This is a genomic window from Pseudonocardia sp. KRD291, assembly GCF_019263595.1.
In the GTDB taxonomy this organism is placed as follows: Bacteria; Actinomycetota; Actinomycetes; order Mycobacteriales; family Pseudonocardiaceae; genus Pseudonocardia.
Genome location: NZ_JADQDD010000158.1, coordinates 1 through 14,795, shown reverse-complemented (window position 1 = coordinate 14,795; position 14,795 = coordinate 1). Strand labels below are relative to the sequence as shown.

Annotated in this window: 12 protein-coding genes; 5 read left to right on the top strand and 7 right to left on the bottom strand. The window is 71.0% G+C overall.

Annotated features, from left to right (window positions below):
* From gyrA to dnaA, 7 genes are all read right to left on the bottom strand, one after another.
* Positions 1-2,201: DNA gyrase subunit A (gene gyrA, locus I4I78_RS20440; protein ID WP_218613050.1), on the bottom strand; the 2,201-nt coding region annotated here is incomplete at its 3' end.
* A gap of 75 nt (positions 2,202-2,276) precedes the next feature.
* Positions 2,277-4,313: a DNA topoisomerase (ATP-hydrolyzing) subunit B gene (gyrB, locus tag I4I78_RS20435; protein WP_308252247.1), complete on the bottom strand. Its 2,037-nt coding sequence runs from the start codon at positions 4,311-4,313 to the stop codon at positions 2,277-2,279.
* Between the two features lie 361 nt (positions 4,314-4,674).
* Positions 4,675-5,082 carry a DciA family protein gene (locus I4I78_RS32940; protein ID WP_308252246.1) on the bottom strand — a complete coding sequence of 136 codons (408 nt, stop codon included), beginning with the start codon at positions 5,080-5,082 and terminating at the stop codon, positions 4,675-4,677.
* Positions 5,083-5,448: 366 nt separating this feature from the next.
* On the bottom strand, positions 5,449-6,627 hold the full coding sequence (recF, locus tag I4I78_RS20425) for a DNA replication/repair protein RecF (RefSeq protein ID WP_218613047.1): 1,179 nt from the start codon (positions 6,625-6,627) through the stop codon (positions 5,449-5,451).
* Between the two features lie 10 nt (positions 6,628-6,637).
* Positions 6,638-7,591 (bottom strand): phosphogluconate dehydrogenase (NAD(+)-dependent, decarboxylating), encoded by a 954-nt coding sequence (gene gnd, locus I4I78_RS20420; protein WP_218613046.1) that lies wholly within the window; start codon positions 7,589-7,591, stop codon positions 6,638-6,640.
* Positions 7,592-7,706: 115 nt separating this feature from the next.
* Positions 7,707-8,861 carry a DNA polymerase III subunit beta gene (gene dnaN / locus I4I78_RS20415; RefSeq protein WP_218613045.1) on the bottom strand — a complete coding sequence of 385 codons (1,155 nt, stop codon included), beginning with the start codon at positions 8,859-8,861 and terminating at the stop codon, positions 7,707-7,709.
* Positions 8,862-9,896: 1,035 nt separating this feature from the next.
* Positions 9,897-11,609: a chromosomal replication initiator protein DnaA gene (gene dnaA, locus I4I78_RS20410; RefSeq protein ID WP_218613044.1), complete on the bottom strand. Its 1,713-nt coding sequence runs from the start codon at positions 11,607-11,609 to the stop codon at positions 9,897-9,899.
* A 501-nt stretch (positions 11,610-12,110) separates the two neighbouring features.
* Here dnaA and rpmH point away from each other — a divergent pair.
* The 5 genes from rpmH (at position 12,111) to I4I78_RS20385 (ending at position 14,789) form a co-directional block, all read left to right on the top strand.
* On the top strand, positions 12,111-12,254 hold the full coding sequence (gene rpmH / locus I4I78_RS20405) for a 50S ribosomal protein L34 (protein WP_130288014.1): 144 nt from the start codon (positions 12,111-12,113) through the stop codon (positions 12,252-12,254).
* A 30-nt stretch (positions 12,255-12,284) separates the two neighbouring features.
* On the top strand, positions 12,285-12,698 hold the full coding sequence (rnpA, locus tag I4I78_RS20400) for a ribonuclease P protein component (protein ID WP_218613043.1): 414 nt from the start codon (positions 12,285-12,287) through the stop codon (positions 12,696-12,698).
* Positions 12,695-13,009 carry a membrane protein insertion efficiency factor YidD gene (gene yidD, locus I4I78_RS20395; protein ID WP_218613042.1) on the top strand — a complete coding sequence of 105 codons (315 nt, stop codon included), beginning with the start codon at positions 12,695-12,697 and terminating at the stop codon, positions 13,007-13,009. The genes rnpA and yidD overlap by 4 nt, the downstream gene beginning before the upstream one ends.
* Positions 13,003-14,166 carry a membrane protein insertase YidC gene (gene yidC / locus I4I78_RS20390; RefSeq protein ID WP_218613041.1) on the top strand — a complete coding sequence of 388 codons (1,164 nt, stop codon included), beginning with the start codon at positions 13,003-13,005 and terminating at the stop codon, positions 14,164-14,166. The genes yidD and yidC overlap by 7 nt, the downstream gene beginning before the upstream one ends.
* Positions 14,167-14,264: 98 nt before the next feature.
* Complete coding sequence (locus I4I78_RS20385) at positions 14,265-14,789, top strand: R3H domain-containing nucleic acid-binding protein (protein WP_218613040.1); 525 nt, start codon at positions 14,265-14,267, stop codon at positions 14,787-14,789.
* The last annotated feature ends 6 nt before the right edge of the window (positions 14,790-14,795 follow it).

Below are 14,795 nucleotides of genomic sequence, written 5' to 3'. Positions count from 1 at the left end.
TTGGCGTATCCGCCCGCCGTGGCGACCAGGAGGAACGTGTCCGGCCGGATCACGCTGAGCGCGAGCAGCCGGTCCCCGGTGTTGAACCGCATGCCCAGCACGCCGGACGTCGCCCGGCCCATCGGGCGCAGCGCGTCGTCGGTCGCGGTGAACCGGATCGACTGCCCCTCCGCCGAGACCAGCAGCAGGTCGTCGTCCCCGGAGCAGAGCACGGCACCGACCAGCTCGTCGTCGTCGCGCAGGTTGATGCCGATCAGGCCGCCGGTGCGGTTGGAGTCGAAGTCGGTGAGCTTGGACTTCTTCACCAGACCCGTTCTCGTCGCGAGGACGAGGTAGGGCCGCGCCGTGTAGTCCTTGATCTGCATGACCTGGGCGACGTGCTCGTCGGGCTGGAACGCGAGCAGGTTGGCCAGGTGCTGGCCGCGGGCGCTCCGGTTGGCCTCGGGGAGCTCGTAGGCCTTGAGCCGGTAGACCCGGCCCTTGTTGGTGAAGAACAGCATCCAGTCGTGGGTGGAGCAGACGAAGAAGTGGGCGACGATGTCGTCCTGCTTCAGCGTCGCGCCCTGCACGCCCTTGCCGCCGCGCTTCTGCGCCCGGTAGAGGTCGGTCTTCGTGCGCTTGGCGTAGCCGGTCTCGGTGATCGTGACGACGACGTCCTCGACCGCGATCAGGTCCTCGTCGGCGACCTCGCCGTCGTCGGCGACCAGGCGGGTGCGCCGCTCGTCGCCGTGCTTCTCGACGATCTCCATGAGCTCGTCGCGGACGATCTGACGCTGACGCTCCGGCCGGGCCAGGATGTCCTGGTAGTCCGCGATCTCCAGCTCGATCTCGGCGAGCTCGTCGACGATCTTCTGGCGCTCCAGCGCGGCGAGGCGCCGCAGCTGCATGTCCAGGATCGCCTGGGCCTGCTCGCCGTCGATCTCCAGCAGGTCGATCAGGCCGGTCCGGGCGACGTCGACCGTCTCCGAGCGGCGGATCAGGGCGATCACCTCGTCCAGCGCGTCGAGCGCCTTGACCAGGCCGCGCAGGATGTGGGCGCGCTCCTCGGCCTTGCGCAGCCGGTAGCGGGTCCGCCGGACGATCACGTCGATCTGGTGCCGGACGTAGTTCCGGACGACCTGGTCGAGCCGCAGCGTGCGCGGGACGCCGTCGACGATGGCCAGCATGTTGACGCCGAAGCTGTACTGCAGCTGGCTGTGCTTGTAGAGGTTGTTCAGCACGACCTTGGCGACGGCGTCGCGCTTGAGCGTGAACACGATCCGCATGCCGATGCGGTCCGAGGACTCGTCGTTGATCTCGGAGATCCCGGACATCTTGCCGTCCCGGACCATCGCCGCGACCGACTCGACGAGGTTGTCCGGGTTGACCTGGTAGGGCAGCTCGGTGACGACGATCGTGGTGCGCCCCTTGGCGTCCTCCTCGACCTCGACGACCGCGCGCATCCGGACCGAGCCGCGGCCGGTCCGGTAGGCGGACTCGATGCCGTCGCGGCCCACGATCAGGCCGGCGGTCGGGAAGTCCGGGCCCTTGATCCGGGCCATCAGCGCCTCGAGCAGCTCCTCGTCGGAGCACTCGAAGTTGTCCAGCGCCCAGACGACGCCCTCGCCGACCTCGCGCAGGTTGTGCGGCGGGATGTTGGTCGCCATCCCGACCGCGATCCCGGAGCTGCCGTTGATCAGCAGGTTCGGTACCCGCGACGGCAGGACGTCGGGTTCCTGGGTCTTGCCGTCATAGTTGTCGGTGAACCCGACGGTGTCTTCCTCGATGTCCTGCAGCATCGCCATCGCCAGCGGCGACAGGCGGCACTCGGTGTAGCGCATCGCCGCGGCCGGGTCGTTGCCCCGGGAGCCGAAGTTGCCCTGCCCGTCGATCAGCGGGTAGCGCATCGCCCACGGCTGGGCCAGACGCACCAGCGCGTCGTAGATCGAGCTGTCGCCGTGCGGGTGGTAGTTACCCATCACCTCGCCGACGACGCGGGCGCACTTGACGTAGGAGCGGTCGGGGCGGAAGTTGTTCTCCCCCATCGAGTACAGGACCCGCCGGTGCACCGGCTTGAGTCCGTCCTCGACGAGCGGCAGCGCGCGACCGACGATCACGCTCATCGCGTAGTCGATGTAGGAGCGCTGCATCTCCTGCTGGATGTCGACCGGTTCGATCCGGTCGCCGCCGCCCTCACCCGTGGTGGTGCCGGGTGGGTCCATGGTGTCGGTCACGAGGTTCTTCTCCTGCTCGCGCGGTTCATACGTACGTCTGGATCAGCTGTCCGGATCGGGGGATCAGACGTCCAGGAACCGCACGTCCTTGGCGTTACGGGTGATGAAGGACCGGCGGGACTCCACGTCCTCGCCCATCAGGACCGAGAACAGCTCGTCGGCCTGCGCGGCGTCGTCGAGGGTGACCCGCTGCAGCACCCGGAACGCCGGGTCCATCGTGGTCTCCCACAGCTCCTTGGCGTTCATCTCGCCGAGGCCCTTGTAGCGCTGCACGCCCTCGTCCCGGGGGAGCTTCTTACCGGCCGCGCGGCCGGCCTCGATCAGGCCGTCCCGCTCGGCGTCGGAGTAGGCGAACTCCGGCTCCGAGCTCCGGCCACCCCACTTGATCTTGTAGAGCGGCGGGCAGGCCAGGAACACGTGACCGGCCTCGACCAGCGGGCGCATGAACCGGAACAGCAGCGTGAGCAGCAGCGTCCGGATGTGCTGGCCGTCGACGTCGGCGTCGGCCATCAGCACGATCTTGTGGTAGCGCAGCTTCTCCACGTCGAACTCGTCGTGGATGCCGGTGCCCAACGCCGTGATGATGGCCTGGACCTCGGTGTTCTTGAGGACCCGGTCGATCCGCGCCTTCTCCACGTTGATGATCTTGCCGCGGATCGGGAGGATCGCCTGGAACATCGAGTCCCGGCCGGACTTGGCCGAGCCGCCCGCGGAGTCGCCCTCCACGATGTAGACCTCGGACTTGACCGGGTCCGTGGACCGGCAGTCGGCGAGCTTGCCGGGCAGGCCCCCGATGTCGCCGGCGCTCTTGCGTCGGACCAGCTCACGGGCACGACGTGCGGCCAGGCGGGCCTGGGCCGAGGAGACGGCCTTGGTGACGATCGTCTTGGCCTCGTTGGGATTGCGCTCGAACCAGTCCGCCAGCCACTCGTTACTGATCCGCTGGACGAACGACTTGACCTCGGTGTTGCCGAGCTTGGTCTTGGTCTGGCCCTCGAACTGGGGCTCGGAGACCTTCACCGAGACGATCGCGGCCAGTCCCTCGCGGATGTCGTCGCCCGACAGCGCGGCGTCCTTCTCCTTGATCAGCTTCTTGTCGCGCGCGTACTTGTTGACCGTCGCGGTCAGCGCGTGCCGGAAGCCCTCCTCGTGCGTGCCGCCCTCGTGCGTGTTGATCGTGTTGGCGAACGTGTAGACCGACTCGGAGTAGCCCGAGTTCCACTGCATCGCCACCTCGATCTGGTGGCCGGGGCCCTCGCCGGTGTAGGAGACGATCTTCTTGTGGATCGGGTCCTTGCTCCGGTTCAGGTGCGCGACGAAGTCCTCCAGCCCGCCCGGGTAGCAGAAGACGTGCTCGGTCACCTTCGCGACGTAGCCCTCGGCGTCCGGCTCGTCGTCGGCGACGATCGCCGGGCCCTCGTCCTCGGCGTCGCCGACGGAGCCGCCGTCGCGGCTGGTGCGCTCGTCGCGCAGCACGATGGTCAGCCCCTTGTTCAGGAACGCCATCTCCTGCAGCCGGCGCCGGATCGTCTCCAGCGTGTAGGTCGTCGACTCGAAGATCGACCCGTCGGCCCAGAACGTGATCGTGGTCCCGGTCTTCTTCGTCGGCCCGGCCTCGATCAGCTCCCCGGGCACCGCCAGCTCGTAGCGCTGCTTCCAGATCTGGCCGTCGACGTGCACCTCGGCCTCGAGCGCGGTGGACAGCGCGTTCACCACCGAGACGCCGACGCCGTGCAGGCCACCGGAGACCGCGTAGGACTTGTCGTCGAACTTGCCGCCCGCGTGCAGGCTGGTGAGGACGACCTCGAGGGTCGGCTTCTTCTCCACCGGGTGCATCCCGACCGGGATGCCGCGGCCGTCGTCGACGACCCGGACCCCTCCGTCGGCCAGCAGCGTGACCTCGATCCGGGTGGCGTAGCCGGCCATCGCCTCGTCGACCGAGTTGTCCACCACCTCCTGGATCAGGTGGTGCAGACCGCGTTCACCGGTCGAGCCGATGTACATGCCGGGGCGCTTGCGGACCGCCTCCAGCCCCTTGAGCACGGTGATCGACGACGCGCCGTACGAGTTCTTCTGCGCTGCCTTGTCCTGGGCTGCCACGAGTCCTGGGATCTCCTCGCCTTGTGAGCCGGCACGACCCGCCGCGTTCTGCGGGGCCGCGCACGCCGGCGCAACGACCCGACCGGCCGAGAGGCCACCCGGGAACACTGAGACCAGTCTACTTGTAGACCCCGACAGAACTGCGGCTAGGACCCGCCCAGAATCGCCACAGACGGGCGAACGGGAGTCGAACCGGGTCGCGACGCCGGTGGGCGGATCGTCTCGCAGCTCCGACGGCGTCATCTCGCCCTCATCTCGATTCTACGGAACCCGGGCCGCGTCGTCGGTCACCGACAGCGGCTCGCGGGCCTCGATCCGACGGGCGGACCGTCAGCGCAGATGTTCGCTCCGCAAGCTCCGCTCAGCCGTACGTGTCACGAGGGCCGCGGCCGCGCACGTGCCGTGGACCGTGCCGCCAGCTCGGCCCGCTCGGGGCCACCACCCGGATCCGGCGCACGACGTTCGGGCCGACCGCGGCGGCGAGGCGGGTGAGCAGCTGCCGCTGCAGGGTGCGCAGCTGGGTGGCCCACGCGGTGGACTCGGCCTGCAGGGTCAGCTCCCCGTCGCGCAACGACACCGGGGTGCAGTGGTCGGACACGTCCGGCCCGACGAGCTGCGGCCAGCGCCCGATCACCGTGGCGTCGGTCAGCCGCGGCGACCATCCGCGGTCCATCGACACCCGGGAGACGATCCGGCCGAACGGCTGCGGGTCCCGGTCGTCGGGCCCGGAGCCCGACCACCGGCGCCGGCGTCCCCTGCCGGAGACCACCCGCAGCTTCGGCAGCGGATCGGCGGAACGCTCCGCGGCCTTCTTGGCCGACTGCTCGCGTGCCGCCTTCAGCGCGTCCCGCGCCAGGTCGGCCCCGCGCTTACCGCCCGGTCCACCGCCCGATGCCGTGTCCTCGCCGTGACCTCCGGCGCCGGATCCGCCGTCCCCAGGGGTGGGGACAGGATCGCGCTGTCCACCGCCGTCGGGGTGCCGTTCACGGCCCGTTCGCGGAGCCGGCCCCCGACGATCACCAGGCGAGGCGGAGTTATCCACAATATCCACAGACTTGTCCCCAGGTCGGTGTTACTCGGCCGTGACCTCCCGGGCCCGGCGGACGGTCGTTGCCGACCCGCGAGCGGGGCCGGGTCACGACGCCGGGCGGGCGGCCTCGCGGTCCACCCGTCCCTCCCCCACGACGAACCGGGTCCCGTCCAGTTCCGGCGGGACGTCCTCGGGCACGGCCGCGGTCACCAGCACCTGCTCGGCCTGGGCCGCCAGCCCGGCCAGGGCCCGGCGCCGGGCGGAGTCCAGCTCGGCGAACACGTCGTCGAGCACCAGCACCGGTTCGACGTCGTCGGCGCGCAGCAGGCGGTAGGAGGCCAGCCGGAGGGCGAGTGCGAACGCCCAGGACTCGCCGTGGCTCGCGTACCCCTTGGCCGGGCCCTCGCCGAGCGTGAGCTCCAGGTCGTCGCGGTGCGGGCCGACCAGGCACACCCCGCGCTCGACCTCCTGCCTGCGCACGGTCGCGAGCTGCTCGATCAGCCGGGCCTCGATCTCCTCGGTCGTGCCCGGCATCTCCGAGACCGTCGCGGTCCCGATGCTGCTGCGGTAGTCCAGGGTGATCGGGTCCGACGACGGCGCGATCTCGGCGAACGACTCGGCCGCGTAGGGCCCGAGCGCGACGACGAGCTCGCGGCGCCCGGCCAGCAGCGCGGCACCGTGCCGGGCCAGGTGGCCGTCCCAGATCTCGAGCGTGGCGAGGTCGTCCGGCGCGTCCGGGTCCGAGGATCGGGAGCGGGACCCGCCACGCAGCCCGCCACGGGCGGACTTGAGCAGGGCCGAGCGCTGCTTGAGCACCCGGTCGTAGTCCGACCGCACCCCGGCGTAGCGCGGGAAGCGGGCCACCAGCAGCTCGTCGAGGAACCGCCGGCGCTCACCCGGGTCGCCGCGCACCAGCGCCAGGTCCTCCGGCGCGAACAGCACGGTGCGCAGGATGCCCAGCACGTCGCGCGGGCGGGTGACCGGCGAGCGGTTCACCCGCGCCCGGTTCGGCCGACCGTTGTTGATCTCCAGCTCGACCCCGAGCTTGCGGCCCTGGTGGTGCACCTCGCCGCGCACCAGTGCCTGCTCCGCGCCCCGCCGGATCAGCGGGGCGTCCGAGGCGACCCGGTGCGAGCCGAGCGTGGCCAGGTACCCCATGCCCTCGACGAGGTTGGTCTTGCCGACCCCGTTCGGGCCGACGAGCACCGTCACGCCGGGATCGAGCTCGAGCTCCGCATCGGGCCAGGACCGGAAGTCGGTGACCGAGAAACGCCGCAGGTACACGCCAGGCCGGTCAGTCCGACGACGGCGCGGTCGAGCCGGTGCCCGAGGACGGGCCGGCCTTGTCGCCGGGAGCGCCGGTCGGGCCGGCGGACTTCACCGCGTGCCCGCCGAACTGGTGGCGCAGCGCGGCCACCGCCTTCATCGCAGGCGACTCGTCCTGGCGGGAGGAGAACCGCGCGAACAGCGCCGCGGAGATCACCGGCAGCGGGACGGCGTGCCGGATCGCCTCCTCGATCGTCCACCGGCCCTCGCCGGAGTCGTCGACCCAGCCCTCCAGCTCGGTCAGGTCCGGGTCCTGCTTCAGCGCGTTGACCAGCAGGTCCAGCAGCCAGGACCGGACCACGGTGCCGCGCGACCAGGCCTGCACGACACCGGGCACGTCGGTCACCAGCTCGCTGGCCTGCATCAGCTCGAAGCCCTCGGCGTAGGCCTGCATCAGGCCGTACTCGATGCCGTTGTGGACCATCTTCGAGAAGTGCCCGGCGCCGACCGGGCCGGCGTGGGCGAAGCCCTCCTCGCGCGGGCCCTCCGGGCGCAGCGCGTCGAAGATCGGCATGGCCAGGGCGATGTGCTCGTCGGAGCCCCCGGCCATCAGGCCGTAACCGTTGTCCTTGCCCCAGATGCCGCCGGAGACGCCGCAGTCGACGTAGCCGATGCCCTTCGCGTCGAGCAACTCGGCGTTCGGGCCGTCGTCGGTGTACCGGGAGTTGCCTCCGTCGATCACCAGGTCACCGGCGGACAGGGTCTCGGACAGCGTCGTCACGGTGCTGCGGGTCGGGTCGCCCGAGGGGACCATCACCCAGACCACGCGGGGCGTGGTCAGTGCCGCGGCCAGCTCGCCGAGCGAGCCGACGTCGCTGACCTCGGGCCGCGGGTCGTAGCCGACGACCTCGTGACCCGCCGCGCGCAACCGGTCCCGCATGTTGCCGCCCATGCGGCCGAGACCGATCAGTCCGATCTGCACGAGAAGACCCCTTTCCCACGCTCGTCCGGCCTACGCCGAGGGGGTCGGCGGGCCGCGTCCGGGGCACAGTCTGGTCCCGGACGGACGGGCCCGCTCAGCCGGGATGTTCGTTTCGTCAGCCGGGCAGGCGGACCGGCATCAGCAGATGCAGGTACCCGGACTTCTCCGGGGGCGTGGCCTCCGCGTCGTCCGCGGCCGGGGGCGGCACCGGGCGGACCAGGGCCGGACGGTTGGGCGTGGTGAACGTGAGCTGCGCGCGGTCGGTGTGCAGCTGCCCCAGTGCGTCGAGCAGGTAGCCCGGGTTGAACGCGATGGTCAGCGGGTTGCCGTCGAGCGCGCAGGGAACCTCCTCCTCGGCGCTGCCGACGTCGTCGCCGCCGGCGGCCAGGCGCAGGCCGTCCTCGCCGAACTCCAGGCGGATCTGGGCGACCCGGTCGGCCACCAGCGACACCCGCTTGATCGCCTCCACCAGCGCGGACACCTCGAGCTCGGCGGCCGTGGTGTGCTCGGCCGGGATCAGCTGGCGGAAGCGGGGGAACTCCGCGTCCAGCAGCCGGCTGGTCGAGCGGCGGCCGCCGCCGGTGAGCCCGAGCATCCCGTCGCCCGCCGAGAGCGCGATCTCCACCGTGCCCGAGCCGGAGAGCGTCTTGGCCACCTCGGCCAGGGTCTTCGCAGGGATCAGCACCGCGGTCGAGATCGAGTCGTCCTCGGGGACCCACTCCAGCTCGCGGACCGCGAGCCGGAACCGGTCGGTCGCCGCCAGGGTCAGCTGGGTGCCCTCGATCTCGAGCCGGATGCCGGTGAGCATCGGCAGCGTGTCGTCGCGTCCGGCGGCGACGGCGACCTGGGCCACCGCGGCCGCGAGCTGCCCGGCGTCGACCGAGCCGGCGCGCTGGGGCATGGCCGGCAGCTGCGGGTAGTCCTCGACCGGCATCGTCGGGAGGCTGAACCGGCTGTTCCCGCAGTTGATCGTCGCGCGGGACCCGTCGACCACCAGGTCGACCGGCTTGGACGGCAGGGCGCGGGTGATGTCGGCCAGCAGCCGGCCCGAGACGAGCATCCGGCCGGGCTCGCCGACCGTGGCATCGAGCTCGACCCGCGCCGAGGTCTCGTAGTCGAAGCCGGAGACGGTCAGGCGCTCGTCGGACTCGCCCTCGCCGGACTGGATCAGCACGCCACCGAGCACCGGCACCGGTGGACGGGCCGGGAGGCTGCGGGCCACCCAGGCGGCCGCGTCCGCTAGGACGTCGCGTTCGACCCGGAACTTCATGGCAGCGGGAACCCTTCCCCGGTGGAGCGTCGAACACCGGCCGGGAGGCCGGTCCGCGACGAGTGGACAGGTAACGCCGGTGCGCCGAGGCACCGCTGAACGACACGACTGCCGGCGACCGGTCCCCGATGTCGGGACCCCGGTTCGCCGGAGGCCTCACCGTAGAGGCTCCGGCCGACACTTTCCACGCCGCCCTGACCGTCGTCGTGGCTGACCCTGCGTGCCCGTTCGGGGTGCTCGACGTTCACCTGTCCACGTGCTTGTTCTTCTTCAAGAGATCTCTAGAGGGAGAAACAGTAGTAGTAGTAAGTCCTGTGCACGGTGTGGATGGAGGTCGTCCGCGCTGGTCAGCAGGCCGCGTCGGCTGGGGACCCGACCCTGGGACGGACGGTGGGCAGCTTCGCCGGGCGGTGGACCGACGCCGATCCGCCCGACCTGTCCCGGATCTGTCCCCGGGATGGACCCGAGTTGTCCACCGATTCACGCCCGTCCGTCCACCGGTCCCTGCGCAACAATCCACAGAGTTGTCCCCAGATGTGGGTGGAAGCGTGTCGGATCTTCCACCGAGGGTGATGGGGATCCGGTGTCGATCGGGAGGTCGCCCGACCCCTGGGACTCACAATGGCCACACCCGTCACAGACATGTCGACGCAGGGTGACCGGGCGCTGGGAGAAGTCGATCACCTCGATCACCGACTGTGCGCCGAACGCCCTCTACCGGACGTCGAGTGGGCGGTGTGGGACCGACACGCGGCAGCGATCGGCCCGTCCCCGATGGAGATCGTGATCACGGCCCGGCAACGGCCCGGGCGCCCCTCCGGATCCGCGATGGGACGGCCCAGGAGCGCCGCAGAGGGCCGTTGAGGGCCTGTCTGCCTGGTGTCCGTGTGGGTGGGGCCGGCGGCCGGGGATCGCGGCCGGTGACCGGCCGGAAACGGACGAACGGGCGCCGTGACCTGTGGATGTATCCGTGCGGCCGGTGGATAACCCGCTCCGGAGGCGGGGGCGGCGTGCCGGGGAGAGGAGGAGCCGGGCTCAGTGCCGGGCGCGGAGCTTGATCCGCGCGGTGAGCTCCTGGACCTGTTCGAAGGTCTTGCGACGGAGCGAGATCTCGTTGCGGATCTTCTTGTCCGCGTGCATGACGGTCGTGTGGTCGCGGCCGCCGAACGTCTGGCCGATCCGCGGCAACGACAGGTCGGTCAGCTCGCGGCACAGGTACATCGAGATCTGGCGTGCCTGCGCGAGCGCCTTCGTCTTGCCCGGGCCGGACAGGTCGTCGAGCGTCACGCCGAAGAACTCGGCGGTGACCGCCATGATCGTCGGCGCGGTGATCTCGGAGGCGGCCGAGTCCGGGATGAGGTCGCGCAGCACGATCTCGGCGAGCTGGGTGTCGACCGGCTGGCGGTTCAGCGAGGCGAACGCGGTGACCCGGATCAGCGCACCCTCGAGCTCGCGGATGTTGCGCTCGATCCGCTCGGCGATGAACTCCAGGACGTCGCCGGGGACGGCGAGCCGGTCCTGGGCGGCCTTCTTGCGCAGGATCGCGATCCGGGTCTCCAGCTCGGGCGGCTGGATGTCGGTGATCAGGCCCCACTCGAAGCGGGTCCGCATCCGGTCCTCGAGCGTCTCCAGGCGCTTGGGCGGCCGGTCCGAGGAGACGACGATCTGCTTGTTCGCGTTGTGCAGCGTGTTGAAGGTGTGGAAGAACTCCTCCTGGGTTCCTTCCTTGCCCTCCAGGAACTGGATGTCGTCGACCAGCAGGACGTCGACGTCGCGGTAGCGGCGCTGGAACGCGACCTTGCGGTCGTCGCGCAGCGAGTTGATGAAGTCGTTGGTGAACTCCTCGGTACTGACGTACCGGACCCGCATCCCGGGGAACAGCCGCTGTGCGTAGTGCCCGACGGCGTGCAGCAGGTGGGTCTTGCCCAACCCGGACTCGCCCCAGATGAACAACGGGTTGTAGGCGCGCGCCGGCGCCTCGGACACCGCGACCGCGGCGGCGTGGCTGAACCGGTTCGACGCGCCGATGACGAATGTGTCAAAGGTGTAGCGCTCGTTGAGCCGGGTCTGCGAACGCGGTGCGACCGGGTCCCCCGCCTGTGGCGCGGTGTAGGCGGGCCATGCGGTGCCCTGCTCGGCGCGGGCCGACTCGCCGCGGCCGTCCGGGGACCAGCCGCCGCCCCCGTTGGTGGGCGCGGGTTCGGTGGTGAGCTGCTCACCGCTCCCGCCGCCGTCGGCGCTCGCGCCGTCGTACTCGGCCGGTCCGCTCTCGCGCACCTCGACGCCGCCGGGGTACCCGGTGTCTGCAGCGCCGTCCCGGTCCGGGGTGTGGCGCGGTCCGTGGTCGCCGGACGGGTCGGACGACCGGTCGCCGGAGCCGACCGGGATCGGAGACAGCAGACCGGTGCCGGGCTGGGGGCGCCCGAAGCCCGGAGGGTCGGGCACCTCGGTGCCGCCGGACGCGGCGGAGGCGTCGACCACGACCGCGAGGTTCACGGTGACACCGAGATGCCGGCCCAGGGCGTCACTGATCGGGCGGCGCAGGATCCGCTCGATGGCGTCCTTGGCGAACTCGCTCGGCGCGGCGAGCAGAGCGGTGCCGTCGAGCAGCCCGAGCGGCCGGGTCAGGCGCAGGAAGGCGCGCTGCTGGGGGGACAGGCTCGGGGCACCGGACTCGGCCGAGGCTCCGGAGAGGTCGGCGATGACCCGGTTCCAGACCCGTCCGAGATCTCCAGGCTGGTCGGTCATCCGCGGTGTCCCCCTCCCGCCTCGACTCGTTCCCCGTTGCGGCGATCATCCCCCGTGCGCGGTGCCCCGTGCGCTGAACACGGTGGCGCTGCATCCCCAGGGTTATCCACACTTGTGCGTAAGAAGGTACGCAGGCGTCGGGGCCCGGCGCGCAGCGGGGCGCCGGGGTGGACATCGGGTCGTGCGGGGACGCACGAGCGGAGCCGGAACGCTAGCAGTGTCCGCGCAGGCCGTTCGACGGGTGGGTGCGGGTACGGCTCCGGTGCAGGTCGCAGGGGGTGCCAGCGGCGGAGCGGGGCTGGTTTGACCCCCTTCGAGACGGCTGCGTACCCTTGACAGGAGAAAGCTGGACAGTGGTCGGTCTCTGCCGACCTGTCGTGGAGTGCCTCGGTTCGTCGTGGTGGCCCTGCGCACTGGCCGGCGACGACCATGAGTACATCCAGCTGAGCAACCGGCGGTCGGGCTCGCGCCCGTCCAACCCGCCGTCCAGGAGAGTCGACCGTGACCAAGGGCAAGCGCACCTTCCAGCCGAACAACCGCCGTCGGGCGCGTGTGCACGGTTTCCGCCTGCGCATGCGCACCCGCGCCGGCCGCGCGATCCTCGCGACGCGTCGTCGCAAGGGGCGCGAGAAGCTCTCGGCCTGACGGCCGGTCACGCAGACCCGGGTAGCGCCAGTGTTGCCGGCCCGAGCCCGGCTCACACGCCGGCCCGACTTCGCCTCGACGATCCGTCGTGGTCGTCGGGCCGGGCGTACCCGGCTCGTCGTCCATCTCGACCAGACCCGCCCCGCCGCCGTGCCCGCGCACGACGGGCCGAGGGCGGGTTTCGTCGTGAGCAAGGCCGTCGGCAACGCGGTCGTCCGGCACCGGGTGGCCCGGCGCCTGCGGCACCTGGTGGCGGACCGGCTGGACCGGCTCCCTCCGGGGGCGATGCTCGTCGTGCGCGCGCTGCCGCCGTCGTCGGACGCGTCGTCGTCCGAGCTCGGTGTCGATCTCGACTCGGCGTTGCGGTCGGCACAGCGTCCGCGAACCGCCGGGCGTCCGGCCCCGAACCAGCGTCCGGCCCCGAACCAGGGTGTGTCCTCGTGAGCATCGGTGCGAGGGCCGCGGCGTCGGTGGTGCGTGGGTACCAGCGTTGGATCTCGCCGGCGCTGCCGCCGACCTGCCGCTTCTACCCCAGCTGCAGCGCGTACGCGGTCGAGGCGCTGGAGGTGCACGGCCTTCTCCGTGGCATCTGGCTCACCGTTCGACGGCTGCTGCGCTGCGGCCCGTGGCACCCTGGCGGGGTAGACATGGTTCCGCCGCGTCGTGAGACGACTTCTTCCCGATCGAGAGGCCCCTCGGCCGAGGACCGCACCACGGGCCACGCCCGAGACCGCGAGGAGCAAGCGCCGTGCTGAACTTCATCTACTACCCGATCAGCTTCATCATGTGGCTGTGGCACGAGGTGTTCAGCTTCGTCTTCGGGGACACGAGCGGCCTCGCCTGGGCCCTGTCGGTGGTGTTCCTCGTCGTCACCCTGCGCGCTCTTCTGTACAAGCCGTTCGTCGGCCAGGTCCGGTCGATGCGCAAGATGCAGCAGATGGCCCCGGAGATGCAGAAGCTCCGGAAGAAGTACGCCAACGACCGGCAGAAGCTCGCCACCGAGATGCAGAAGCTGCAGTCCGAGAACGGGGCGAACCCGCTCGGCGGCTGCCTGCCGGTGCTGGTCCAGGTCCCGGTGTTCATCGGCCTGTTCCACGTGCTGCGCGAGTTCAAGCCGGGTAAGACCGAGAACTACTTCTTCGGCGCGGACGAGGTCCGCTCGTTCGTCGACTCCAACCTGCTCGGGTCCAAGCTCGGTGCGGCGGTGTTCCCCCTCGGCGGGTTCGGCGGCCAGGGCGTCCCCAGCGTGGAGATGCTCGGCGGGAACCTCGTCTACCAGTGGATGGTGATGATCCCGCTGATGATCGCGGCGGGCGTCTTCACCCACATCACCGCGCGGCACTCGGTGGCCCGCCAGGCCGAGGCGCAGGCCGGCAACGCGCAGGCCGCGATCATGAACAAGCTGATGCTGTACGTGTTCCCGATCGGTGTCGTGGTCGGTGCGCCGTTCCTGCCGCTCGCGGTGCTGTTCTACTGGGTCACGAACAACCTCTGGACGCTCGGCCAGCAGTACGTCGTCTACAAGCGGATCGACGTCGAGGAGACGGAGAAGCGCGAGAAGACGGCGGAGGCGGCCAAGTCGCTGGCCCCCAAGCCCGGGCAGAAGCCGGTCCGGCCCCAGGACCGCAACGGCTCGGACGCCGACGTGGAGCCGGAGTCGGTGGAGCACGACGACGTGGACGCGTCCACGACCGGATCCGCCTCCTCGGCCGGAAACGGTTCGAACGGAAACGGTTCGAACGGGAACGGCTCCTCCGCGAACGGCAGCGGCTCGCGCCCGTCGGGTGGGCAGAAGAAGCCCGGCGCCAAGCCGGTGAAGACCTCCGGTGGCTCGTCCGGGAAGCGCCCGTCCCAGGGCGGCAAGTCCGGCGGGTCCCGTCCCGGAGCCGGCAAGCGCAACAAGCGCCGCTAGGCCCCGACCCGCGCAGCACGGCCCCGACGGGCCCGGACAGACCGGCCGTCGCGTGGGCCGGCCGCGCCCCATGCGTTCACGTGGAGAGGAGACACACCGTGCCGAAGACCGCACAGGACGGTGACGTGCAGACCCCGGAGCCGACCAAGCCCAGTGGCGAGGACGTCCTGATCCAGGAGGGGGACATCGCCGGGGACTACCTGGAGAAGTTGCTCGACGTCCTGGATTTCGACGGCGACATCGACCTCGACGTCGAGGGCGGGCGCGCGATCGTCAGCATCGACGGCGGCGAGGACCTGAACAAGCTCGTCGGCGACAAGGGCTCGGTGCTCGAGAGCCTGCAGGAGCTGACCCGCCTGGCCGTGCAGCAGGCCTCGGGCAACCGCAGCCGGCTGATGCTCGACATCGCGGGCTGGCGGCAGGGCCGCCGCGACGAGCTGACCGAGCTCGGCAAGCAGACGGCCGACGACGTCAAGGCCTCCGGCGAGCCGGTCCGGCTGCGGCCGATGACGCCGTTCGAGCGCAAGGTGGTGCACGATGCCGTCGCCACGGTGAAGGGCGTCGTCAGCGAGAGCGAGGGCGAGGAGCCGCGCCGCCAGGTGGTCGTCCTCCCGGACAACTAGACCGTG